This is a genomic window from Amycolatopsis coloradensis, from assembly GCF_037997115.1.
GTDB classification, from domain to species: Bacteria; Actinomycetota; Actinomycetes; order Mycobacteriales; family Pseudonocardiaceae; genus Amycolatopsis; species Amycolatopsis coloradensis_A.
This window is the reverse complement of record NZ_CP150484.1, coordinates 6,334,789-6,357,709: the sequence shown is the minus strand read 5'-3', so window position 1 is coordinate 6,357,709 and position 22,921 is coordinate 6,334,789. Positions and strand designations below refer to the sequence as shown.

The window sequence follows — 22,921 nt, the reverse complement described above, 5'->3', positions numbered from 1 at the left end:
TCAGCGCGCGTCGCGAATGCTGAACGTCGTGATGCAGAAGCCGCCGTCCTCCGTGCGGTCCGCGATCACGGTGCCCTTGGCGGACCGTCCTTTGACGACTCCGGCGACGTCGGCCAAGACGAACTTGGCCGTCCCGCCGGTGGTCGTTATTTGAACGTGTGAACCCAGCGGGAGAAGAGAATCGATCTTGTCGTCCATGAACCTCTTCTGCGCCTCGCAAGCGAGCGTGATCGCCGACGGCTTGTCCCCGGCGGCGATCTTGGCGAGGAAGTCCGCGATCACCTGAATACCCTTCTCGGGCGGCCGCGCCGGGCGCCTGGTGATGGTGATCCGCGGGCGGCTCGGACGGCTGACCCTGGTGCTGGTCGGGCTTTCCATGGTGCTCGTGGGTGAAGAGCTGGTCGTCGGGCTGCTGAGCGGGGCGGGCAACGAGATCCCGGGCCCTTTGCGGAGCAGGAAACCGGGCGCGGCGAAACCGGTGACGCAGAAGGCGACCAGCGCGATCACCGCGACCAGGATCCCGATGGCCACTCCGGGCTTGACGGTCGAAGACTGGGTGTTCTGCTGGTCGGGCAGGCCTGGACAGGTCATCGGATTCACCTTTCGTACGGATCTGGATCGGCGATCCGACGAGGTGTTTCCGGAGTGGGTTCCGACCCTTTCGAGGATCTTACGGTTGTCGTGAAAGGTGTTCCGCGACAGAGGAAAGCGTGCTTTGGCGGGTTCGATCCGCTCATCACCGACCAACTCCTCTGCCGCCACCACGGCGGTCGCGGGAGCCACAGGCGGAACCTCGGTGCCGTCCAACGCGCGGGTGGGGTTCAGCGCGATGGCCCGGTTCACCACCGCACGCGCTTCACCGATCGACAACCCCGCCATATCGGCGAACCAGTTGGCCGTGCGGCCATAGCCGTACAAGTCTTTCGCACCACGAGACTCGATCTCCGCCAGGAATTGCCCCAATCCGGCGGTCGCCATCCGAATCACCTGCAAAGACTGTTGCACGCCATGGGCAAGCTCCAGCTTGCCGGCACGCCACAGTTCCTGCGGCAACTCGGGAAGGAAGGTCTCGGACACCTCTCCATAATACCTGAACAATCGAACAAGTGTTCGTAATTTTAAGTCACGATGAACGAGTGCATTTACCGCTGACGGGTGAGTTGAGCGCGAAGCGGCGACTACGCTAAAAGCAACGAGAGCTTGTTCTGTAAGTGGCCGAGCCGGGTTTCCGGTGCGGTGATTGGTCGATCGGCTGCGTCAGCCCAGAACGCGACGACCGGACAGCCCGAATTCGATGCCGAGGCCTACGCCAGAAGCGCCGCCTGCTCCCAGGCCGAACTCGCCATCGCGTCATCATCCTCGAACAGACTCACAGGACACGGGTCAACGGCGCATCGTCGACAACTTCGGTGTCGCCGGGATCGAGTCACGTTCGACGGAAAAAACGGTGAGGAAGTAGTTCGCCGTAGCGCAGTTGACGTTTTCCCCGCCGGTGAGGTTGACGTTCAACGTATCGCCTTCGACGGTCAGTTCCGCGCCGTCCTCGGCGCAACCGGGCATGACGAAGGCGAAACCGCGCCGGTCGGCCGGCGACGCGAACGACAAGGCGGCACGGGCTTCGTCCAGGTTCGAGATCTTGGCGCGCTCCAGGGTTCGCTGGAGATCCTGTGCGTCGGCCGTTCCCAGCTCCGCGGGTTCCAAGCCCGCCAGCCCGCGGGCTGAGCCGAGTGCCGTGAAGGTCTCGAGCTCCACCTGCCCTTTGCCCGTGCCCACGCCGCATCCCGCCACGACCAGTAGAAGGCACACCGCGATCCATTTCATGTGACGTGGACGTAGTGAGCCATTCCCTCGGTTGCGCCGTTCGGGTCTCGAAGCGATATCTTTCCGGCCGGAGGCCGACCATGACCTCAGTGTCCTGCTCGACGCGACCACGGCTACCGTGACGATCGAGAACGACGTCACTCGCGAGAGCACCGTTTCGTTCGCGGAGTTCGGGCTACTGTGTGTCCGAAATGGACAGAACTGCGTCGTGACCGGGTGTCCTACGGCTGATGTCCGCGCCGGAAAGGTTCGACGCCGACGACATGGCGAGCGCGGGTCGGCTCGACGAGGACCTTGACCCGCCGTTCTTCCGGGATCCGCCATTCGAAACGGTCGGTTCCGACGTACTTCTTCGCCAGCCGGTCCATGCACCGATCCGCCTCGTCGCCTTCGACGAACTCGACGACCCGGCCGTGGATCACGACCCGGTCGTAGGGATTCTCGTTGTCCAGGCAGGACAACGACACCCGAGGCTCGCGGCGCAGGTTCTCCTCCTTCACCCGGCCGACGGCGGTGTTGAACACGATGTGGTCGCCTTCGAGGTCGATCCACATGGCGGAAACCTGGGGAGAACCGTCCAGGTTCACCGTGGCCAGGTGCCAGAACCTCGGTGCCGCGACCCAGTCGCGGATCTGCTCGCTCAGCTCAGCCACAAGGCCCTCCAGTGAGTCAGGACGACGATTGTCGCGTGACCGACCGCGGATGTCACCTGGTGCCGCCCCTTGACACTTATGACAGTATTTTTCCAACTGTACGACTAGTGCGTTGCCGGGGTTGTGGCGGAGCAGACGACGATCCGGGCCGGCGCCTCTGGGGAGAGGAACTGTCCATGCGGCCAGCCCGCCGAATCTCTGTCGTACTCGCGCTCGGCGTCGGGGCGGGGATCGCCTTCGCGTCGCCGACCCTCGCGGGTCCGTCCGGTGACGACTACTACCAGGACGCACTCGGCAAGACCGGCCCCGAGCTCAAGGCGGCGTTGCACAAGATCATCAGTACCAACACCAAGCTGACGTACGAACAGGTGTGGGACGGGATCAGGGCCACCGACGAGGATCCGGCCAACAAGGCGAACGTCGTACTGCTCTACAGCGGCCGCTCGCAGGCGAAGACGGCCAACGGCGGGGGAGTCGACGACTGGAACCGGGAACACGTCTGGGCCAAGTCGCACGGTGACTTCGGCACGGCGGTCGGGCCCGGTACCGACTTGCACCACCTGCGCGCGGAAGACGCGTCGGTCAACAGCACGCGCGGGAGCAAGGACTTCGACGCCGGTGGTTCTCCGGTCGAGGAAGCGCCCGGGAGCCTGACCGATGACGACTCGTTCGAGCCGCGCGACGCGGTCAAGGGCGACGTGGCCCGCATGATCCTGTACATGGGCGTCCGGTACGACGGCACCGACGGTTTCCCCGACCTCGAACCCAACGACGCCGTCGACAACGGGTCCAAACCCCACATCGGCCGGATCTCGGTCCTGCTGAGCTGGCACACCCAGGACCCGCCCGACGCCACCGAGCAGCGCCGTAACCAGGTCATCTACGACCAGTTCCAGCACAACCGCAACCCGTTCATCGACCATCCGGAATGGGCGGCCTCCATCTACGGCTAGACGCTGTCCTGTAAGTCTGTTCTAGGCGATTCTCCTGAAGAAGCAAACCCTGTCCTGGCCGGGACCGTCGTAGTCGTTGTGCACGGGGAGACCGCCGACCTCTCGATCCCCTGGTTCGAGGGCGAACCCCATGGCGCGATGAAAGGCGATGGATCCGGCGTTCCCCGGCGAGGTGATCGCACGGACTTCCGTGCGGCCCGCCTCGGCGGCGCGCTGGAAGAATGTCGTGTAGAGGCGGCGGGCCGTCCCCTGCCCACGAAGTTCGGGGTCCACACCCACGAAATGGATGTACGCCCCGGCGTCGTCGTCGGGGGAGTGGAAGCCGACGAGGAACGCCCTGATTCCGGTTTCGTCCTCCAGGACCAGGCTCGTGCCGGAGAAGAACTGCAGGAACAGCCTGGGGAGCAGCAGGGAAAGTTCGCGGGCCTGGGCGGGGGTGCGCGAGTCGCCCCACCACCGCTGGACCCGGTCGACGATCGCGCTGTGGTCGGAGACGTGGGCTCGGCGCGGCTCGGACATGGCGTTCTCCTCTCGGCCGATCTCGTCGCCTCACCGTTCTACCGGGTCGTCAGCCGGTCGGCGAGGAAGGCGAGGATCTCGTCCCTCGCGCGCAGTGTGGGATTCCCGGCGGAGTCGACGAGATGGGCGGTGACGACGCTGTGCGGCGTGCCCACCAGGTCACGGAAAAACGGGGGAGGGTCGGTGTTCGCGGCGCTGTCCGGCAGCACCCGTCCGTCGAAAGCGTCACCGAGGAGTGCCCGGTAGGCGGCGAACCGCTGTCCGGTGCACCAGCGGTCGCCGTCGAAGCGATAGGCGAGCACCTTCAGGCCGTCGCGCGCGATCCGGTCCCGGACCTCGATCGCGTCCTCTTCGGCGAGTTCGAGCGCGCCCGGGTCGTCCAGGGGTAGCGAAGGGTGGTTGACCACGGGGGCGATGACGGCGGGTTCGAGCGCCATGGTGAGGGCGAAGTTGCCGGTGAAGCACAGGCCGATCGCGCCGACCCCGGGGCCGCCGCATTCGGCGTGGGCGATCCGCGCGAGCCCCCGCAGCCACCGCGTGACGGGGCTGGTGCCGCCTCCGGCGAACGCGCGGAATTCGGCGCTGACACAAGCGCGGCGGACCACCTCCTCGCCTGCCTCCGCGGTGGGATAGGCGCCGTCGCGCCCGAAGAGCGAGGGAACGTAGACGGTGAAGCCGGCGTCTCGCGCCCACCGCGCGAACCGAAGGACGTCAGGACTGATGCCGGGCATTTCCGGCATCAGTACCACTCCGGGCCCGGATCCCGCGACGTGAACCGTCTTCGTCACGCCGTCCACCTCCACGAGCCGGTGTGAGAAGTCGGTGATGGCATCGTCCAGGTGTCCACGCATGACGAAAGCTTCGACCGGCGCGGTCTGCGGAGGGAGAGGCCAGATCGCCGGATATCGGGGTAATCTCGCCACATGCTGCGAGTGGGAGTCCTCGCCTACCCTGGCTGCTTCGCGTCCGAGGTGTTCGGTGTTCCCGATCTCCTGACGATGGCCACGCACGTCGCGGGTCCGGACCACGCCGGATATGAGGTTTTCGTCGTTTCCCCTCGTCGCAGGGTCTCGGCGTCGGGCGGTGTCGTGGTGACCGTCTCGCCGCTGCGTGAAGTCGACGTCCTCGTCGTCCCGGGGTTCGAGCTCACGCCGGGACAGGACATCGACGCGAAGATCGCGAACCTCGCACCGGAGATCGAAGCGATCCGGTCGCACGCCGCCGCGGGCGACGTCGTCGTCTCGCTCTGCGTCGGCGCGTTCCTGCTGGCCGCGGCCGGCCTGCTCGACCATCGCCGCGCCACCACCTCATGGCTCTTCGCGGACGAACTGGCTCAGCGGTGCCCCGAAACCGAAGTCCGGCCCGAGCGTCTCGTCGTGACCGACAGGGGAGTCACGACGACGGCGGCGTTCAGCGCCATGTACGACTTCGCGCTCGAACTGATCCGTGAGCACAGCGGCGCCGAAGTGGCACGGACGACGGCACGGGTGGCACTGGTCGACGACGCGCGGTCGTCGCAGACGCCGTACGTCGACACGCGCCTCCTGCCGCAGCCCGGCAACGCGTTTTCCCGTCGGGTCATGCGATGGCTGGACCAGAACCTGACCGTTCGTTACGACCTCGCCGCCTTGGCCGGACGTTTCAACGTCAGCACCCGGACGTTGCTGCGGCGCTTCGCGGAGGAGGCCGGACAGACGCCGCTCGAATACCTGCATTCCTCACGTGTCCGGCGCGCCCGGCATCTCCTCGAAACGACGGATCGGACGGTCGCCGGAATCTGCGCCGCCGTCGGGTATCGGGATCCGGGGACGTTCGCGGCGCTTTTCGCGAAGCACACAGGAAGGCGGCCTGGTGACTATCGGGCCGCCTTCCGCCGCGACCCCAGTACTCTGTGATACTTTGTAGTGGTAGTCAGTGACACTGACTACCGGGAGTCGAAGAGGGGCGCGATGGACGGTCTGACCGAGATGCTGAAGGGCACGCTCGAGGGTTGTGTGCTGGAGATCGTCGGTGGTGAGGAGACCTACGGGTACGCCATCACGCGCCGGTTGAACGAGCTCGGTTTCGCGGAAGTGGTCGAGGGGACGGTGTACGCGATCCTGTTGCGGCTGGAGAAGAACGGACTGGTCCAGGTGACGAAACGGCCGTCCGAGCAGGGGCCGCCGCGTAAGTTCTACGCGCTCAACGACGCGGGGCGCGAGGAGCTCGCGAGGTTCTGGGCGAAGTGGGAGTACGTCACGTCGCGGATCGACAAGCTCAAGGAGGGCGGGAAATGAAGTTCTGGGACACCATCACGGGCAGCGATCTCACCAGGGAATGGAAGGCCTTCGAGGTCCGGGTCGGGGCCTTGCCCGCCGACCATCGGGCGGCGTGGGAACAGATCACCGGGCATCTTTCGTCCTATTCGGACTTCACCGGCCGGAATCTGATGCCGATCCTCGACGGCGCGTTGGGGTTGCTCGAGGAAACGGCGGCGGACGCGCAGAGTGCCCGCGAGGTGCTGGGTGACGACATCGAGGGCTTCTGTGCGGCGCTGGCCGGCGGGGAGCGTGGCCGTGGCTATCGCGACCGCTGGCGTCAGCAGCTGAACAGGAACGTCGCCAGGAAACTGAAGCAGCTGGGAGGCTGACGTGGGCATCCAGGACATCATCGAGGGCAAGAAGCAGTGGCGTGCGCACGTGGCGCGGGTCAAGGCGCTCCCGCCGGACTATCGGATCGTCTACAAGGAGATGCAGAAGTACCTTTTCAAGGTGGGGCCGGTCGATCTGGCCGACGGGCCCCTGCTGTCCGGGATCGTGGACTTCTTCGAGGAAGGAGCCGCGTCCGGAAAGGGGGTGCTGGAGGTCATCGGTGAAGACGTCGCCGCCTTCTGTGACGAGCTGATCAAGGACACACCCACTTACGCGGACGTCTATCAGGAGTCCCTCGACGGGCGATCCGGCACGGCCGGGAAGTAAGGCCCAGTACCGCTCTCGGGGCGGTTCGGTGTGGTCATGCCGTCAGTGGTGACGGCGAACTGGCACCCTTGCGCCACCACTAGTCAGTGTCACTAAGTACTGCTACGAGAAGGGCTTGATGATGGCTGCGCGGCAAACCGAGGCGATCCGGGTGCGGGGCCTGGAGAAGTCGTACAAGGCCCTGCATGTCCTACGGGGCGTGGATTTCGAGGTGGCGAGGGGTAGCATCTTCGCCCTTCTCGGCTCCAATGGGGCCGGCAAGACCACCGTCGTGAGAATCCTGTCCACGTTGCTCAAGGCGGACGCGGGGACGGCGAGTGTGGATGGCTGGGATGTCGCCACGCGACCGGCGAACGTGCGGGAAAGCATCAGCCTCACCGGACAGTTCGCCGCCGTGGACGAGATCCTCAGCGGGCGCGAGAACCTCGTGCTGGTCGCCCGGCTGCGGCAGGTGAAGCGGCCGGGCAAGATCGCGGACGATCTGCTGGCCCGGTTTTCGCTGACCGACGCGGGCACGCGGAAGGTGTCGACGTATTCGGGCGGGATGCGCCGTCGGCTGGACATCGCCATGAGCCTCATCGGGAATCCGCCGGTGATCTTCCTGGACGAGCCGACCACCGGGCTCGACCCCGAGGCGCGGGTCGAGGTGTGGGCCGCGGTCAAGGAACTCGCCGCCCGCGGAACGACGGTACTGCTGACGACGCAGTACCTGGACGAGGCCGAACAGCTCGCCGACCGGATCGCGATCCTCCACAAAGGACAGATCATCGTGAACGGCACGCTCGCCGAACTGAAGCGGCTGCTCCCGCCCGCCGAGGTCGAATACGTCGAGAAACAGCCGTCTCTCGAGGACGTCTTCCTGGCCATCGTCGGCGCGGGCAAGTAGGGGAGAAGACGATGAGCGAACATTTCTTCGGTGAAACGACCGTCCTGTTGGGACGCTCGATGAAACATGTCACGCGCAGCATGGACACCATCATCACGACCGCGATGATGCCGGTCGCCATGATGCTGATGTTCGTCTACGTCTTCGGCGGCGCGATCGAAACGGGGACGGATTCGTATGTGAACTACATGCTGCCCGGCATCCTGCTGATCACGGTCGCGTCGGGTGTCGCCTACACCGCGCTCCGGCTCTTCACCGATATGAAGAGCGGGATCTTCGAGCGATTCCAATCGCTGCCCATCGCGCGCTCGGGCGTGTTGTGGGCGCACGTCCTGACCTCGCTGGCCGCCAATCTGCTCTCGCTGGTCATCGTCGTGGGCGTCGCCTTGCTCATGGGCTTCCGTTCGGGGGCGGGTGTGTTGACCTGGCTCGCGGTCGCCGGCATCCTGCTGCTGTTCACCCTGGCGCTGACGTGGCTGGCCGTCATTCCCGGCCTGTCCGCGAAATCCGTCGACGGGGCGAGCGCGTTCTCCTACCCGCTCATCTTCCTGCCCTTCCTCAGCTCGGCGTTCGTGCCCACCGCCACCATGCCGGGCCCCGTGCGCGCCTTCGCGGAACATCAGCCGGTGACGTCGATCGTCAACGCCATCCGTGCCCTGTTCGGCCGGCAACCGGTCGGCGACGACATCTGGATCGCCCTGGCCTGGTGTGCCGGCCTTCTCGTCGTCGCGTACTTCTTCGCCACGATCACCTACCGGCGCAAGATCTCCTGACCTGCCGGTCAGTCGTCCGGGCCGCGCAAGGTGAGGACCACGCGGAGCACGTGTTCGACCGCGGCCGGGAACGCGGCTCCGCGTAGTTCGCCGCGGCTGACGAGGGTGCGTCCGGCGAAGTCCAGCATCCGGTCCTCACCAAGGCGCCGGACGGTCAGCGTCGCCACTTCCTCGAGGTCGAGTTCGGGATGGTCCATGCGGGTCAGCGCGAATTCGATGAGCAGCTGTTCGTCCGTCACTTCCCACCTCCGCCTCGCCTCGAGGATACGGCGGTGCCGGGCGGTCAGCGCGAGGTGCGGTCGAGGAAGTCCCGGATCAGGGTGGCGATCTCCGGGCCGTGCGTTTCGAGGGCGAAATGCCCGGCGTCGAGAAGGTGCAGTTCGGCGTCGGGCAGGTCTCGAAGGAACGCGCGGGCTCCGTCGGCGCCGAAGATCTCGTCGTGCTCGCCCCAGGTGATGAGCGTCGGCGGACGGTGGTCGCGGAAGTACTGCTGGAAGGCCGGGTAGACGTCGAGATTGAACTGGTAGTCCCAGAACAGCTGCAGTTGCACCTCCTTGTTGCCGGGGCGGTCGAGCAGGGCCTGGTCGAGGGTCCAGGTGTCCGGGGTGAGCCGGTCCAGCCGGTCGGCGGGGACGCCGTGGGTGTACTGCCAGCGGGTCGCCGCGGGCTCCAGGAGTTCGCGCACGGCTTCTTCGTGGGTTTCGCGGTCCTTGGCGTGCGCGAACAGCACATCCCAGAACGGTGTGAAGCCGTCGACGTAGGCGTTGCCGGACTGCACCAGCAGCGCGCTGACCCGCTCCGGGTGGCGGCTCGCGATGCGGAGCCCGATGGGTGCCCCGTAGTCCTGGATGTAGAGGGCGAAACGGTCCAGGCCGAGCGCGTCGATGAGCCCCATGGTGATCGCTGTCAGGTTCTCGAACGAATAGTCGAACCGATCGACGGGCGGGGCGTCCGAGTACCCGAAGCCGACGTGGTCGGGGGCGATGACGTGATAGCGGTCGGCCAGCGCGGGGATCAACGTGCGGAACATGTGCGACGACGTGGGGAAACCGTGCAGCAGCAGCACGGTGGGCGCGGTGGGGTCGCCGGCTTCCCGGTAGAACACGCTGCGGCCGTCGATGGTCGCCGTGCGGTGAAAGACCTCGTCGGCGGACCGGGTTGCTTCAGGCATGCCAGGTGCTCCTTGCTCTAACTGTCTAAATTAGTTTGAACGGTTAGAGGTAAGCATGGGGCGACCTAACCTGTCAAGCGGCTGACGGAGGGTAGGATGACGCTGTGCTCCAACGCCCCCTGGTCGGCGAGCCGATCGCCCTGGACCTGCTGAACACCACGTGGCCCGACCGTGGTGAGCAGCGGGACGTCTTCGACGAACCCGGCGGGGTGGGCGCCTGGCTGGCCGAGCGAGGCCTCCCGGATGCGCCGGGAGCGGAGGAACCGTTGCGTCACACGCGTTCCGTCCTGCGCGAGGTGCTCGAAAGCCCCGGCGTTTCCGCCGAACGCGCGCTGAACGAGGTCCTGGCGCGCGGACGTTTGCGGCCGGAGCTGCGGCAAGGCGGCCCCGAAGAAGTGGTCGAGGTCGAGGAAGCGGCCTGGCGACCGGCATGGCTCGCGGCATACGGCTACTTGACCCTGCTTCGCACGCGCCCGGAACGGATCAAGCGATGCTCGGCGTATCCGGTGTGCACGCTGTACTTCGACGACACGACCCGCAACGGCACCAGGCGATGGTGCTCCATGGAAACCTGTGGCAACCGGGCGAAGGCCGCTCGTCACTATCGCCGCGAACGGTCGGCCTAGCGCCCGCCTTCGAGGGCTACCGCCGGAACCAGCGGCGCCGTTTCTCCTCGGTGTCGGCAGGCTGTAGTCCCAACCTTCCGGTCAGGAAGAAGGTCCCCGTCACGATGTTGCCGCGCGCGGGCGGCTGCTCCAGTTCGGTGGCCGCGATGGCGACGTCGAGCTCGATCGCGGCGATGGTGCGGACCCGGATCCGATGGAATACCTTGCCAGTGACCGTATTCACGGGAGTTTCGGCCTCGACGACCTCGCCGGCGAACAGCGCGTGGGCGGACGGCGTCCAGTCGGGCGAGGGCTCCTCGAGCGCGAAGGTGCCGGACGGGATGAAGTGGTCGGCTGCGAATTTCAGTCCGTCGTCGTCCTGGGAGGCCGCGTAGGCATCGGCGTCGGCGTGCACGGTGACGTCTTCGGCGAGAGCCGTCAGCACCAGGGAGCCGGACTCGAGCCGCCCGCCGGCGTTGGCGAGGACCGCCCGGTCTTCCAGTTCGACCGCGATGGGGCAGATCATCTCCCCGGCGACGCCGTCGAGGAGGTCGAGCATCGCGGTCTCGGCGTCGACGAGGCGAACGTCGCGCACCGGTACCGCCGTCGTCGTGCCGGCCAGGCAGGGCAGAAGGAAGTCGATCTCGCCCTTGCGAACCTGCGCGACCAGCCGGGCGCCGGAAGGGTCGGTCCAGACATGTTCGCTGGTCTTCTTGTCGATCTGCCGGGCCGTGCCCGCGCTGATCAAGGAGACCACCAATTCCCCGAATTCGTCCTGACTGGTGACGCCGATCCCGATCGCCTCGAAATGGCTGGCCACGATAACTCCCCCTGTCGCACTGTCCGCTGGAGACTACTGGGCGGGCCCGAACAAGGTCATCCAGGGTTTTCGTGCGGCCGCAGAGACCGGCGCTTGCGTAATATCTGGCCGTCATGAACCAGACCGCCCGCGAGTTCGCACGGTTACAAAGTCTGATCGAGCGGGAACTACCCGGCGCCGCGCCGTTCCTGCCCGGCGCGACCGAACGCGACCTCGACCGGCTCGCCACCGAGACCGGGCTTGACCTGCCGCCCGATCTGTGCGCCCTGCTGAGCGTGTCGGCGGGCCAGGACGACCCCGACGAGTTGAACGGCCCGCTCAACTTCGAGCATTTCCCGACCATCGACGAGATCGTCGAGATGCACCGGATGCTGACCGACGTGGTCGGCGACATGGCCACACCCGTCGAGCAACCTTCCTGCTACCGGTGGACGGTGTGGTCGGAATCCTGGCCGCCGTTCCTCGCGTTCCAGGGCGATTGCCACTTCCTGGACCTCGATCCCGGCGAACGTGGCACCCGCGGTCAGGTCGTTTTCCGCCCCAACGTCCCTGAGCTCGACGAGCCGAAAGCGCCGTCGCTCACCGCGTTTCTCGCCCGTGCCGCCGACCTCGTCGAAGCCGGGCACGTCAAGGTCGAAGAGGGCACGCTCGTCATCCCCGATCTTTGCTGAACGGGTGAGCCGGGCGCCGAGGTGCTCCTCGGTGTCGTCGGAGCCAGTTCGGCGCTGTTCGTCATCCTCGTTCACTGAGATGCTGGACGATTTCGTCGATGAGCGAGGTCTCAGCGATCTCGACGGCGATCTTCGCGACGCCAGCACCGGCGACTGCGGACTCGGAACAAGTATGCGCTTCTTCGGCCGTCAGTTCCCGGGTCGATTCGCCCGCGGCCAAGGTGATCCTGTACAGATCCGCCACGTAGCTGAAGGACAAGCCGAAGAGTGAAGAAGAGGTACAGGGTGAAGACGGCGTACTCCACGCCGTCGTCCTCTGGCGCGCGTGGAAAAGACCGAGGTCGGCCGGTGCGTCGGCCTCGCCGCGGCGATCGGCGAGTTCGCCGACAGGTGTCCGCTGATCGGGTCGCTGTTCGGATGCGGCGTCACGCTGGGTCGGCCATTCGGCTGATGTGCACCCGGCCGATGAGCCGATCCAGCCGTGATCATCACCCCATAGCGTGACGACTGTCAGCAATTCGTCGTCTACGGGGAGTTCACGATAATGCTTCGCAAAACAGGCGTACTGATGATCGGGGTGGCCGCGGCGGGAGCGGTGCTGGTACCGGGGATCGCCGCGGCGGCTGACGGGCCGACGCCCTACGTCATCGGCGGGCACGACGCCACCGAGGATTACTCCTTCATGGTGTCGTTGCAGCAGGGTGGGAGGCACTTCTGCGGCGGCTCGCTGATCAGTGAGGACTGGGTGGTGACCGCGGCGCACTGCGTGCAGGGAGCGCAGCCAGGGCAGATCAGGACCAGGATCGGGGCGCGGCAGCACGCCAGCGGGGGCACCGAGACCGGGGTCAGCCGGATCATCGTGCATCCGGACTTCACCGGGAAGGAGCCGCTGGGCCAGGACATCGCGTTGGTGCGGCTGGACAAACCGGTGACCGAGCAGCCGATCAAGATCGCCGAGGCCGTGGGCGACGCGGGAACGGCGACCCGGATCCTCGGCTGGGGTGAGCACTGCGCCGACCAGAACTGCGGCGCGCCGGAGATCCTCCAGGAACTGGACACCAAGGTCAGGCCGGCGGAGGACTGTCGCACCATCGCCGCGGGCAAGGAGATCTGCACCGGTTCCGACACTCCGGACGCGATGGGCTGCTACGGCGACTCCGGCGGTCCGCAGATCAAGGGCAGGCCCGGTGAGTGGGAACTGGTCGGCGCCACCAGCCGCGATGGTGACGCGGATCCGAAATGCGCCAGCGGTCTGGGCATCTGGACCGATGTGACCGTGTACCGGGACTGGATCGCCGAGCGAACGAGCCGAACGCAGACCGTGGCGTGATGTCGGGGCGTGTCGCGAAAGCCACCTTCGGCACCGCGGAAGTGGCTTTCGCGACACACCTGACGAGCGATGTCGGTGGTCTTCTCTTCCAAAGAACGGCGTCGAGCGGTCAGCTCGTCGGGTGCGTCGCGCGTCGCCTGTAGGGGCAGCCGGGCGTACCCGCATCGGCACGGCTTTGCTCGACCGGCTGATCACCCTCGCGCGCGCCGACGACAGCGTGGCACTCGTCGCGATCGCCCAGGAAGCGAATACGGCGATGATTCGCGCGATGCGGCGAGCCGGCGCCCAAGCCGAGCAGGTCGAACCGGATCTCACCTATCTCACGGTGCCCCTGGACGCGCGTTCGGGAACTCCGGGACCTCGGCCGGACGACGTCGTTCGATAGCAACCCGTTGGCATGTCGTGAAACGGGTGGCCAGGGCGTCGCAGTACTGTGTGGAGCTGAATGGGGGGAGGAGGGTTCCTTGGGGCTATGACGATCGATAGCAGCAGAAACCGTTGCCGCCGCCGCGACTGCGACGATGTGGAGTTCTGGCTGGGCTTGTGCGTCCAGGACTGGGTGCGATGGCAGGACGGCTTGGAAGCCCTTGACCTGCCGGATGACGAGAGACCGGCGCCGCCTCGCAGCGTGTTCATCGCCCCGGTGCACGCCGGCAGTGTGTCGCAGCGGGCGCTGGCGACGGGTTGACGCTGTCCGGAGGCCATGGTCACCGGTCATTCGACCGCCGGTTGCAGCGGCACTTCCAGTTGATCCGCCCTCCGCGGTACGGCCGAGGTTCGCCGGCAGGGGTGACGCGTCCGGCCGTCCTGACGTCGGCATGAGCTGATGTCCCGCGGTCAACCTTGTGGTGAAGTGTCCGGAGCGGAGTCTTGGAGCGCGTTGTGGAGGTCGTCGGGCTCGACGCCGAGTTCGGCTCGCGCGATTTCCGGGTCGAGGATCATGGCGGTGGCGTGCAGTTTGCTCCACTGTGCCGGATGGAAGCCGATGGTCAATCCTTGGCGGCGCTGGCGGACGCCTTCGAAGCGGATCAGGAGTTCGATGGCGCGTGAGTGAAGCTTCCAGACGCGTTGGGGAGGGCGGCCGCTCGCGGTTGCGAGGCGGGTGAAGAGATCGGCCCAAGCGAGGTTCGCGGTGACGATCGGATAGTCGCCATTGGCGCGACGGTCCAGTGCCGCGACGGCGGCTCGCGCGACTTGGGTGACGGTGACCACGGCGGTGGCGCCGGAGTAGGCGAAGATGCCTGCGTCACCGATGGACAGGCTGTGCAGCATGGGCGCGAGAGGTGATTGCCGGCCGGGGGTCGTGCCCGCGACGTAGGGGAGTTCCAGAACGGCCACGGAGGTTTCCGTGTTGACCGCGGCGCGTGCGTGCTCGGCTTGTTCGATTCTGCTGGCGATGTACGGGTTGAGTTCGGCCAGGCGGAGTGCCGGCTGTTCGCGCTGGAGGGTGGCGTAGAAACTGCCGAGGATGACAGCGCGGTCGCATTGTGCCCGGCATCCGGCGGCGAGCAATCTGACGACGGGGGCGACGTTGGTGTCGTGGAAGAACGCGGCGATGTCGGTGCCGCGCGGTGCGGCGACGGCGGCGGCCGATGCGATGACGATGCCCGTGTGGCCGGCGACGATCGTGTCGAGTCGATCGTCGGACAGATCGGTGAGGTCGCCGAGTCGGACCGTTACCGCGGCGGGGAGATTCGTGGGTGGCGTGCGGACCAGGACCGTGACGTCGTGCCCGCGTGCCAGTAGTTCGCGCACGATGTGATGTCCGATGAACCCGGTTCCGCCTACTACCAGGACCTTCACAGGCCTGTCCTTTCATCGGGGGCTGTAAGTGCCTGTCGTCTTGCCGAGCACCGCTTGACTGAATGCGCCGTCGAGTCTTTTGGGCGTGTCGGCGCCGGCGCAGCAGGCTTCGGCCCAGCCGGCAGGTGTAGATCATCTTGGGTGCAGTCCTGATTGCGGCCGCGTGGCCAGTGCTGGATCGATCAGCCGGAGCCAGATGTCCTGGTCGTCGGTCAGCGGACGCGGAAGGGGAAGCGGCTGGAACCGGCAGGCGAACCTCATTCCGGCGTCGCTGCCGGTTCCCCCGGCACGGTGTATCCAGTCATCGGCTGTGTCGGTGGGCGCCAGCAGGTGAAAGTACGTGGTGCGACGGGGTTGTCCGGTCTCTGGATGGGGTCTGTCCTCGGTCGTCAGCGCCTGGACGACAGTGACGCCGGCCAACCCTGTTTCCTCAAGGACTTCCCGCAGCACTGCCTTCGGGAGGTCTTCGTTGGAGTTCACTCCTCCGGCAGGGACTTGTTGCCCGGCTTCGGGGACGTCGATGTGCTCGAAGATCAGGAGTTCAGGCTGTGGTCTCGGGCGGATGACGTAGGCGGCGACACGGATTCTCGGGTTCGGGAGAACTGTCCCGGAGTTCGGTAGTGACAGTACAGCCGTCTCCCTTGGGTGTGAGCCGATCATCGGCGGAAGGAGTTGCCGGAGGTTCGCGCCTGCCGCACGATCCACGCGACCGCGGTCGCCAGGAGAGCCAAGCGCAAGATCCGGGAACTGCCAAGCTGTTCCTCGGCGGGCCGGGCGGGCACGGTAGGTGGCGCGGCCGCCGCGCGGGTTCCTTCGAGGGTATGCCTCAGTTCGGAGAACTGTGCCTGCAGTTCCACCACCTGTTCTCGTGAAGGCGCTCGGCGGCTGAGAAAGACCTGGAAAAGAACGAAGGTCACCGCCGCACCGACCAGCCCGGCGCCGACGTTGGCGAGCGCGCTCGACAGAAAGGCCGCCCTGGACTGGCCGTCGGCACTGGCGACGAGAAAGGCGACGATCCCGACGACCAGCCCTGCCGCGAAAGTTCCTGCCGCGAGTAGGGAGTTCGCCGTTTTCTCTTTCATGGCCGCCCAGGTCTGGCCTCGTCGCCAGCCGGTGAGACCGAGTATCGCGATACCGACCAGCACGGCCGCCGCGGAAACCAGGAGTTCGAGCGTCTCTGCCCGCGAGTCCGACTTTTCGGTGACGAAATACGAGTGCACGTAACGGACTTCGTCGCCGTATCGGATCTCCAGCCATCGTCGCGAACCATGCGACTCGCCACCGGTGACATCGGCCTTGAGGATGATCAGCTGCTGGTCCCGGTGGTATGTCGCGGTCGACTCGCATTCGACTGACGGGCATCGCCGGACGTTCGCCTCGTCACCGGAGATGTAGCCGACGTCCTTCCCCGCGACGCTGGTCGCCGGACCTCCGAAGAACAGCATCAACCCGACGAGGAGGATGGTCGCGATCGCGATGACGCTGAGCCAGCCAGTGCCGCGCCGAGCTGAACCTGCCACAGGAAGCCTTCCGCCTTTGACCGATCGCGAACGAGATTAGCCATGATCTCGCGACGGCCGGAGGCGGGATCCGCGTGACGTCTCACGATCGGCCGGCACGTCCGCCTTCTCGCAAGGCGATTACCCGGTGGCAGCCGGCCAGTGTGGCGGGGCGGTGGGCGATGACGAGGACACCGATGTCGTTCCCGGCAGACGCGAGGGCCGCGGTGATGGCTTCGTCGGCTTCGGGGTCGAGGTTGGCGGTGGCCTCGTCGAGGATGAGGATCCTGGGATTCACCAGCAGCGCCCTTGCGACGGCGACTCGTGCTCGCTGGCCACCGGACAGCCCGTCACCGGATTCGCCGACGACGGTGGCGAGTCCGGCGGGGAATCCGGCTCCCGGGTCGAGGATCCCCGCCCGCCGCGCGGCTCGTTCGACTTCGATGTCGTCGGCATCCGGGTTTCCGAGCCGGATGTTGGTGGCGATCGTCCCGGTGAGCAGGCCGGGTTCCTGGGGAACGGCGCTGATCGCGCGGCGGAGGTCGTCGTCGGTCAGCTCGGTGAGGTCGACGCCGTCCAGGGTGACGCGGCCGGCGTCGGGGTCCCACATCCGGGTCGCGAGCAGCGCGCACGTGGTCTTGCCCGCCCCGGACGGCCCGGTGAGGGCGACCCTTTCGCCCGGGCGGACGGTGAACGACACGTCGCGCAGGACCGGCGGAGCGTCGTCGCGGTAACCGAAGGACACGTGATCGAAGACGAGCCCGGTCGCGCGATCACGGGACGGCAGGGGCCGGGGCGCGCGGGGCTCCTGGACCGCCGGTGCCCGGTCGAGGATTTCGGTGATCCTGGTACCGGCGGCGCGCAACGTGCCGACGTTGCGCAGCAGATCCGAAATCTGCGCGATCGGGCCGAGTGCCGCGGTGGCCAGCACCATGGCGACCGGTGCGAGCGCGCGGTCGATCGTGTCGAGGTTCGCCGCGCAGACCGCGAGCGCGCCGATCGCGCTGAGCGCCAGAGCCGCGTCCGTGACAGCGCGCTCCCAGCCGACCCGGGAGCCGATCCTCGTTTGCACGGCGGTCAGCGCACTCGTCCGTTTCTCCAGGGCGGCGGTGCGACGGTGCAGGGCTCCCGCACTGCTGAGTTCGCCGAGTCCCCGGACGGTGTCGACGAGTTCGGCGTTGAGGGTCGCGGCGGCCTCGGTGAGTTCGGTGCCCTGCCGCGTTCCCGCTCGGCCGGACAGCCACGGCAGCGCCGCGGTCACGACGACGAACGGTACCCACGCCAGCAGCAGCCACGGCGTGACGAGGAGCGACAGGGTCGCGGTGGCGGCGACCATCATGGCCGAGGTGAGTGCTTGGGCCGCGGTGTGGGCGTAGAGCCATTCGAGACGGTCGATGTCGGCGAAGGCGACGGACACGAGATCACCGCTCCTGCGTGGCTTCCGGCGGTCGGGCAGGCTCACGCGGAGCCGGTCGAACACCCGGGCACGCAAGGTGCCGATCAGCCGGTAGGCCAGATCGTGGGAGACCCAGGACTCGCGCCAGGTCATCGCCGCGGTCACCACGGCCAGGCCGCACAGGGCGGTTGCGACGATGGCCAGTGGCGCGGTACTGGTCGCCGCGGCCCGCCCGGCCAGCCACGTGCCGAGCACGGTCGTCGTCAGCGCACCGAGCTGGACGGCCGCGTTGCTCGCGACCGTCCAGACGAAGGTGGCCCGCCGCTCGCCGACGACCGGCAGCAGCCGCCGGAGCGGTCCGCTCACGAGTGGACCGCCTGCCCGGTGACGCGGCCGGACTCGATCGTGACGATCGCGCCGGCGTCACGCAGGGCGGTCTCGCGGTGGGCGATCACGACGCGGGTGGTGCCATCGCAGTGTTCCGCCAGCCGGGTGAGGACGCGTTTCTCGGTGTCGACGTCCAAGGCCGAGGTCGCTTCGTCGAGCAGCAGCACCGGAGGCGCGGCGAGCACGGCCCTGGCGATGGCGAGGCGTTGCCGCTGGCCGCCGGACAACTGGGTCCCGTTCTCGGTGAGGACCGTCGCGAAGCCGCGGGGGAGTGCTTCGACGAACTCGATCGCGTCCGCGACGTGGGCGGCGGCGCGGATCTCGTCGTGCGTGGCGTCCGGCCGGGCGAGCCGGAGGTTTTCTTCCACGGTGCCATGGAAAAGATAGGTGTGCTGGCCGACGACGCCGATGCTCGCGCGGAGAGCGGCGAGGGTGTACCCGGTGATCGGGGTTCCGTCGAGTTCGATCGTCCCCTGCTGCGGGTCGGCCTCGCGGACGAGAAGCCGGGCGATCGTGCTCTTCCCGGCGCCCGACGGGCCCACGATCCCGGTCGTGTTCCCCGGCGCGCATTCGAAGCTGATGCCGGAAACGCCCGCGCCGTTCGGGTAGCGGTATCCGACGTCCCGCAGCCGCAGCCGAGCCCCGTGCCGAGCGGGTTCGGTGCGGGTGCCGGTGTCGGCGACCTGCGGACGCGCCGTCATGATCTCGTCGATGCCCTCGACCGCGCCCAGCCCTTGGTAGCCGACGTGCCAGTGGGCGGACAGATCGAGCACCGGGCGGAAGCATTCCCTGGCGCACAACAAGAACAGGAACACCGACGCCGCGGGCGCCTGACCGCCGACGACCCCGGCGCACGCGACGACGACCGTGGCCGCGAGGCCGAGGTGCAGTGCCAGGGCGCTGACTCCCGCTTCCACCAGCGAGACACGCAGCTGGGCCATCGTGACCCGGTGCAGGCGGTCGCCGCGGTGGGAGAGTGCCTCGCCCGCCCGGCGGCCCGCACCGAAGAGCCGGAGGACGGCGATCGACTGGGTCGCCTCCAGATAGTCGGCCGCCAGCTTTTCGTAGGCGCTCCACCGGGTTCGTCCCGTCCGGAGCAGCCGGGCATCCCAGAAGCGGGGGACGGCCACGGCGCACAGGACCGCTGTCGCGAGGATCGCGGCGGCGGGGACGGACACGGTGAACAGCCACCCGGCGACGGCGGCCGGAACCAGACAGGTCACGAGCAGCTGCGGCAGATAACGGCTGTAGTAGGCGTCGAGGGCTTCGACCCCGTCGACGACCGTGTGCGTGATCGCCCCCGCGCGCTCTCCCCGCGTCCAGGCCGGTCCCAGCAGGGTGATGCGGCGCAGAAGCTCGCCGCGCAGCCTGGTGCGGATGGCGATGCCGAACCGGGCCGCGGCGACCTCCCGTGCCCACAGCAGGATCGCGCGCACCACGACGACGCCGGTCAACGCCGCGATCGCGGGTGTCACGGTCGCGAAGCCCCCGCCGCGAGTGAGATCGGTGAGGACGGACGCCGTCAGGACGGCTCCGCCGACGTAGCAGGCCGACACGAGTATCGACAGCACCGCGAGCAGCAGGACGGGAGCGAGGACGACACCCGCCAGCCGCAGGAGCCTGCGATGGATCACCGGGTGAACGCGTCCGCGTGGAGCCGTTGCGCGATCTCCCGCACCACCGAGATGTTCCCGAGGGTGCCCGGATAGGTGTCGGCGGCGTCGATCGCGATCAAGCGCTGTTCGCGGACGGCGGTCATGGCGGGGAAAGTACGGGTGAGGTAATCGATGCTCGCCTGCTTCTGCGCGGCCCCGTTGACGGCGAACACGATCGCGTCGGGATTCTTCTCGGCGAGCGCCTCGGGGGTGATCTGCGCGGCGAAGAACTTGGCGAACTGCGGGTCCTTCGGTGAGAACACGTTGTCGCCGCCCGCCCTGCGGATGATGTCGTACTCGATGCCCGCGCCGATCGCGGTGACGGTGGCGCCTTCCAGGAACACCTGGGCGACGGTGGGTTTGGGGCGGCCCGTGACGGCCTTGTCCACGGCGGCCAGATCCGCCCGGCCTTGGTCGACCAGTGCCTTCGCCTTGTCCGGCACGGCGAAGATCCTGCCGAGGTTCTCCAGATCGGTGAAGAGATCCTCGACCGTGCCGTTCATGCGGCGTTCGGCGCATCCGCCCGCGGCGACATAGGCGGCGACGCCGCTTTGCCGCAGCTGCTCCAGGCTCGCGAAGCCCTTCTCGGCGGTGAACTCGTAGGTGGTGGGGGAGAAGACGAAGTCCGGCTTCGCGGACAGGAGCTTCTCCCGGCTCGGCGGTCCCGACTCGCTCAGCACCGGGATGGCGGCGGCCTGTCCGGCCACGTCTTCCGGGAGCGGTGCGGTGGCGGTCTGTGCTTGGCCGACCAGCGAGCCCGCGAGACCCAGCCGCAGCAACAGTTCCGTCTGCGACGGGCTGAGCCCGACCGCGGCGCGGGGAACGGCGTTGACGGTGACGTCCCGGCCGCAGTTGGAGACGGTGACCGCCGTGCTCGCGTTGTTCGACGGCGCGGCCGGAGTGACCGAAGAGCCGCAACCCGCCATCAGCGACATGCTGACACCGAACGCGGCAAAGGACAGGGTTTTACGCATGGGTCTCATTTCCGGGTGTGCTGAGAGGTGAACGGGGCTCCGCATGACGGCCGAAGACCAGCACCGGCCTGCCGTCGCGTGGATGGGTGAGCTGGTCGACGGCGACTCCGAACACGTCTTCCACGACGCGTGGGGCGAGCGCTTCGTCCGGTGTTCCGGTGGCGACGACGCGGCCGGCGTCGAGCACCGCGATGTCGTCGCAGTAGGTGGCCGCGAGGTTGAGGTCGTGCAGGGCGGCGACGATGGTGCGATCGAGCCCGGCCGCGATCCGCATGAGCTCCAGCTGAAAGGCGATGTCGAGGTGGTTGGTCGGTTCGTCGAGGACGAGGACGGGGGAGTCCGCCGCCAGCGCGCGGGCCAGCATCACCCGCTGCCGCTGCCCGCCCGAGAGCCGTCCGATGGGCCGGTCGGCGATGTCGGTGGCGCCGACCCGGTCGAGCGCGGTCCACGCGAGATCGAGGTCGGCTTCGGTGTCGCGGCCGAATCCGCGCTGGAAGGGCACCCGGCCCAGGAGCACGACGTCGAGGACCGTCAGGTCGAACTCGGACGACGTCTCCTGAGTCATCACCGCCACCGCCCTGGCGACGGTCCGCCGGTCGGTGCGCCACACGTCGTGCTCGCCCAGCAGCACGCGGCCCGATGACGGCGCGACGGCGCGGTAAAGCGTGCGCAGCAAGGTCGACTTGCCGCTGCCGTTCGGGCCGACGAGCCCGAGGAAACGGCCGGAGCGGACCTCGATGTCCACATTCCGCAGCACCTGGTTACCGCCCAGCGTGGCGCTGACGTCGTGGAAATGGACCTTCACCGGCCGAACCCCGCCCGCGCGGCCGTGTCCCGGCGCATCAGCCACAGGAAGAACGGCGCGCCCACGACCGCGGTGAGGATCCCGATCGGTATTTCGCCAGGCGCCGCGACCGTGCGCGAGAGCAGGTCGGCGACCATGAGGAACAGGGCGCCGCCGAGTACCGTGACCGGCAGCATCCGGCGATGGTCCGAGCCGACGAGGATCCGCGCCACATGCGGGATCACGAGACCGACGAAACCGATGCCGCCGCTGACCGACACGATCGACCCGGTCAGGAGGGCGGCGGTCACGAGAAGCACGGCACGGAGCCGGTTCACGTCGACTCCCAGCGCGGTCGCGGATTCGTCGCCGCTCAGCAGCGCGTTCATGGCCCTGGTCCGCAGTCCGACGACGACACAGGCGGCCGTGAACGCCACCGCCGGCACGGCCAAGGAAGCCATCGAGGCGGCGGAAACGCTGCCGAGCAAGAAGAACAGCACGCTGAAGACGTTCTGCGCCTCAGTGGTCAGCGTCAGATAGCTCGTGATCGCGCTGAACAGGGAACCGAGGGCGACACCGGAAAGGATCATCCTGGTCGGCGACAGGATGCCGCGATGCCGGGCGACCAGCGCGACGCACACACTGGCCACCAAGGCCCCGGCGAAGGCCGCCGCGCCCAGGGGAAGCCCGCCCACGGCGGCCGAACCGAAGGTGATCACGAGAACCGCGCCGACACCCGCGCCGGACGACACACCGAGCAGGTACGGCTCCGCGAGCGGGTTGCGCACGATCACCTGCATGATCGCCCCGGCCAGCGCCAGTCCCGCCCCGGCGAGCCCCGCCAGCAGCGCGCGAGGGAGCCGGAACTGCCATACCGCCTGGTCCTGCAACACGGTCAGGCTGCCGTCCGACATCCACGGCACGTTCGGCACCAGATGACCGACCACGATCCGGGCCGCGTCCGCGAGCCCGACCTCGACCGTCCCCACCGAACCGGATACGACCAGCATCACGAGGATCGCGACAGCGAGGACCGTGACCGTCCCCCGGTGCAGAAGCCGGGACCGGGCAAGTGCCGCCTGCCGGTCGCGAACGCCCGAGGGCGACGCGGACGGCCGCGAACGAACAACCATGGGGACGCCGATCGATCTGTGGTGGAAGGACACCGGAGCCTAACCGCACCCGATAATCGTTATCAACAGATAATCGGTAATGATTATCATCACAGCTTGGCGGGTCGAGTCGGTCACGACATCGTGCGGTC

29 protein-coding genes are annotated in these 22,921 nt (G+C 67.6%); 12 read left to right on the top strand and 17 right to left on the bottom strand.

Features of this window, described 5'->3' with window-relative positions; all coding sequences use genetic code 11:
• From LCL61_RS29735 to LCL61_RS29725, 3 genes are all read right to left on the bottom strand, one after another.
• Nucleotides 1-1,077, bottom strand: coding sequence for a hypothetical protein (locus LCL61_RS29735; protein ID WP_340682822.1), 1,077 nt, complete (start codon nt 1,075-1,077; stop codon nt 1-3).
• Nucleotides 1,078-1,383: 306 nt separating this feature from the next.
• Complete coding sequence (locus tag LCL61_RS29730) at nt 1,384-1,773, bottom strand: hypothetical protein (RefSeq protein ID WP_340682821.1); 390 nt, start codon at nt 1,771-1,773, stop codon at nt 1,384-1,386.
• A 269-nt stretch (nt 1,774-2,042) separates the two neighbouring features.
• A complete protein-coding gene (locus tag LCL61_RS29725) occupies nt 2,043-2,474 on the bottom strand; it encodes a PPOX class F420-dependent oxidoreductase (RefSeq protein ID WP_340682820.1) in 432 nt (143 codons plus the stop codon).
• Nucleotides 2,475-2,650: 176 nt separating this feature from the next.
• On the opposite strand from LCL61_RS29725, the gene LCL61_RS29720 reads away from it, so the two are divergent.
• Nucleotides 2,651-3,427, top strand: coding sequence for an endonuclease I family protein (locus tag LCL61_RS29720; protein WP_340682819.1), 777 nt, complete (start codon nt 2,651-2,653; stop codon nt 3,425-3,427).
• Nucleotides 3,428-3,448: 21 nt separating this feature from the next.
• On the opposite strand, the gene LCL61_RS29715 is transcribed toward LCL61_RS29720, so the two are convergent.
• A complete protein-coding gene (locus LCL61_RS29715; RefSeq protein ID WP_340682818.1) occupies nt 3,449-3,946 on the bottom strand; it encodes a GNAT family N-acetyltransferase in 498 nt (165 codons plus the stop codon).
• 38 nt (nt 3,947-3,984) lie between these two features.
• Nucleotides 3,985-4,797: a dienelactone hydrolase family protein gene (locus tag LCL61_RS29710; protein ID WP_340682817.1), complete on the bottom strand. Its 813-nt coding sequence runs from the start codon at nt 4,795-4,797 to the stop codon at nt 3,985-3,987.
• Nucleotides 4,798-4,869: 72 nt separating this feature from the next.
• On the opposite strand from LCL61_RS29710, the gene LCL61_RS29705 reads away from it, so the two are divergent.
• The 6 genes from LCL61_RS29705 (at nt 4,870) to LCL61_RS29680 (ending at nt 8,562) form a co-directional block, all read left to right on the top strand.
• Nucleotides 4,870-5,841: a GlxA family transcriptional regulator gene (locus tag LCL61_RS29705; RefSeq protein WP_340682816.1), complete on the top strand. Its 972-nt coding sequence runs from the start codon at nt 4,870-4,872 to the stop codon at nt 5,839-5,841.
• 54 nt (nt 5,842-5,895) lie between these two features.
• Nucleotides 5,896-6,222, top strand: coding sequence for a PadR family transcriptional regulator (locus LCL61_RS29700; RefSeq protein ID WP_340682815.1), 327 nt, complete (start codon nt 5,896-5,898; stop codon nt 6,220-6,222).
• Complete coding sequence (locus tag LCL61_RS29695; RefSeq protein ID WP_340682814.1) at nt 6,219-6,575, top strand: DUF1048 domain-containing protein; 357 nt, start codon at nt 6,219-6,221, stop codon at nt 6,573-6,575. Before LCL61_RS29700 ends, LCL61_RS29695 begins: the two co-directional genes overlap by 4 nt.
• A 1-nt stretch (nt 6,576) precedes the next feature.
• Nucleotides 6,577-6,903 (top strand): DUF1048 domain-containing protein, encoded by a 327-nt coding sequence (locus tag LCL61_RS29690; RefSeq protein WP_340682813.1) that lies wholly within the window; start codon nt 6,577-6,579, stop codon nt 6,901-6,903.
• A gap of 121 nt (nt 6,904-7,024) precedes the next feature.
• Nucleotides 7,025-7,789, top strand: coding sequence for an ABC transporter ATP-binding protein (locus tag LCL61_RS29685; protein WP_340688705.1), 765 nt, complete (start codon nt 7,025-7,027; stop codon nt 7,787-7,789).
• 11 nt (nt 7,790-7,800) lie between these two features.
• Entirely contained in the window at nt 7,801-8,562 is a 762-nt protein-coding gene (locus LCL61_RS29680) for an ABC transporter permease (RefSeq protein WP_340682812.1), read from the top strand.
• 8 nt (nt 8,563-8,570) lie between these two features.
• Here LCL61_RS29680 and LCL61_RS29675 read toward each other — a convergent pair whose 3' ends face one another.
• Both LCL61_RS29675 and LCL61_RS29670 read right to left on the bottom strand, forming a co-directional pair.
• A complete protein-coding gene (locus LCL61_RS29675) occupies nt 8,571-8,801 on the bottom strand; it encodes a hypothetical protein (RefSeq protein WP_340682811.1) in 231 nt (76 codons plus the stop codon).
• A gap of 44 nt (nt 8,802-8,845) precedes the next feature.
• Complete coding sequence (locus LCL61_RS29670; protein ID WP_340682810.1) at nt 8,846-9,733, bottom strand: alpha/beta hydrolase; 888 nt, start codon at nt 9,731-9,733, stop codon at nt 8,846-8,848.
• 104 nt (nt 9,734-9,837) lie between these two features.
• Between LCL61_RS29670 and LCL61_RS29665 the strand changes: the two genes are divergently transcribed.
• Nucleotides 9,838-10,359: a CGNR zinc finger domain-containing protein gene (locus tag LCL61_RS29665; protein ID WP_340682809.1), complete on the top strand. Its 522-nt coding sequence runs from the start codon at nt 9,838-9,840 to the stop codon at nt 10,357-10,359.
• A 16-nt stretch (nt 10,360-10,375) separates the two neighbouring features.
• On the opposite strand, the gene LCL61_RS29660 is transcribed toward LCL61_RS29665, so the two are convergent.
• A complete protein-coding gene (locus LCL61_RS29660; protein WP_340682808.1) occupies nt 10,376-11,158 on the bottom strand; it encodes a hypothetical protein in 783 nt (260 codons plus the stop codon).
• A gap of 113 nt (nt 11,159-11,271) precedes the next feature.
• On the opposite strand from LCL61_RS29660, the gene LCL61_RS29655 reads away from it, so the two are divergent.
• The gene (locus tag LCL61_RS29655; RefSeq protein WP_340682807.1) at nt 11,272-11,829 is read left to right on the top strand and encodes an SMI1/KNR4 family protein; all 558 of its coding nucleotides are present in this window, start codon (nt 11,272-11,274) and stop codon (nt 11,827-11,829) included.
• Between the two features lie 61 nt (nt 11,830-11,890).
• On the opposite strand, the gene LCL61_RS29650 is transcribed toward LCL61_RS29655, so the two are convergent.
• Nucleotides 11,891-12,346 carry a hypothetical protein gene (locus LCL61_RS29650; RefSeq protein WP_340682806.1) on the bottom strand — a complete coding sequence of 152 codons (456 nt, stop codon included), beginning with the start codon at nt 12,344-12,346 and terminating at the stop codon, nt 11,891-11,893.
• 27 nt (nt 12,347-12,373) lie between these two features.
• Here LCL61_RS29650 and LCL61_RS29645 point away from each other — a divergent pair, with 27 nt between their 5' ends.
• The 3 genes from LCL61_RS29645 (at nt 12,374) to LCL61_RS29635 (ending at nt 13,847) form a co-directional block, all read left to right on the top strand.
• On the top strand, nt 12,374-13,159 hold the full coding sequence (locus tag LCL61_RS29645) for a serine protease (RefSeq protein ID WP_340682805.1): 786 nt from the start codon (nt 12,374-12,376) through the stop codon (nt 13,157-13,159).
• Between the two features lie 175 nt (nt 13,160-13,334).
• Nucleotides 13,335-13,544, top strand: a complete 210-nt coding sequence (locus tag LCL61_RS29640) for a hypothetical protein (RefSeq protein WP_340682804.1) — start codon at nt 13,335-13,337, stop codon at nt 13,542-13,544.
• 87 nt (nt 13,545-13,631) lie between these two features.
• Nucleotides 13,632-13,847 carry a hypothetical protein gene (locus LCL61_RS29635; protein WP_340682803.1) on the top strand — a complete coding sequence of 72 codons (216 nt, stop codon included), beginning with the start codon at nt 13,632-13,634 and terminating at the stop codon, nt 13,845-13,847.
• A 149-nt stretch (nt 13,848-13,996) separates the two neighbouring features.
• On the opposite strand, the gene LCL61_RS29630 is transcribed toward LCL61_RS29635, so the two are convergent.
• The 8 genes from LCL61_RS29630 to LCL61_RS29595 all read right to left on the bottom strand — a co-directional run bounded on the left by LCL61_RS29630 (nt 13,997) and on the right by LCL61_RS29595 (nt 22,790).
• Nucleotides 13,997-14,962 (bottom strand): NAD-dependent epimerase/dehydratase family protein, encoded by a 966-nt coding sequence (locus tag LCL61_RS29630; RefSeq protein ID WP_340682802.1) that lies wholly within the window; start codon nt 14,960-14,962, stop codon nt 13,997-13,999.
• A 132-nt stretch (nt 14,963-15,094) separates the two neighbouring features.
• Nucleotides 15,095-15,622 carry an NUDIX hydrolase gene (locus LCL61_RS29625; protein ID WP_340682801.1) on the bottom strand — a complete coding sequence of 176 codons (528 nt, stop codon included), beginning with the start codon at nt 15,620-15,622 and terminating at the stop codon, nt 15,095-15,097.
• Nucleotides 15,619-16,482, bottom strand: coding sequence for a hypothetical protein (locus tag LCL61_RS29620; protein WP_340682800.1), 864 nt, complete (start codon nt 16,480-16,482; stop codon nt 15,619-15,621). Before LCL61_RS29620 ends, LCL61_RS29625 begins: the two co-directional genes overlap by 4 nt.
• Nucleotides 16,483-16,564: 82 nt before the next feature.
• Entirely contained in the window at nt 16,565-18,223 is a 1,659-nt protein-coding gene (locus LCL61_RS29615) for an ABC transporter ATP-binding protein (protein WP_340682799.1), read from the bottom strand.
• On the bottom strand, nt 18,220-19,878 hold the full coding sequence (locus tag LCL61_RS29610) for an ABC transporter ATP-binding protein/permease (RefSeq protein ID WP_340682798.1): 1,659 nt from the start codon (nt 19,876-19,878) through the stop codon (nt 18,220-18,222). The genes LCL61_RS29615 and LCL61_RS29610 overlap by 4 nt, the downstream gene beginning before the upstream one ends.
• Nucleotides 19,875-20,873, bottom strand: coding sequence for an ABC transporter substrate-binding protein (locus LCL61_RS29605; RefSeq protein ID WP_340682797.1), 999 nt, complete (start codon nt 20,871-20,873; stop codon nt 19,875-19,877). The genes LCL61_RS29610 and LCL61_RS29605 overlap by 4 nt, the downstream gene beginning before the upstream one ends.
• On the bottom strand, nt 20,866-21,678 hold the full coding sequence (locus LCL61_RS29600) for an ABC transporter ATP-binding protein (protein WP_340682796.1): 813 nt from the start codon (nt 21,676-21,678) through the stop codon (nt 20,866-20,868). Before LCL61_RS29600 ends, LCL61_RS29605 begins: the two co-directional genes overlap by 8 nt.
• Nucleotides 21,675-22,790 carry an iron ABC transporter permease gene (locus LCL61_RS29595; protein ID WP_340682795.1) on the bottom strand — a complete coding sequence of 372 codons (1,116 nt, stop codon included), beginning with the start codon at nt 22,788-22,790 and terminating at the stop codon, nt 21,675-21,677. The genes LCL61_RS29600 and LCL61_RS29595 overlap by 4 nt, the downstream gene beginning before the upstream one ends.
• Nucleotides 22,791-22,921: the final 131 nt, after the last annotated feature.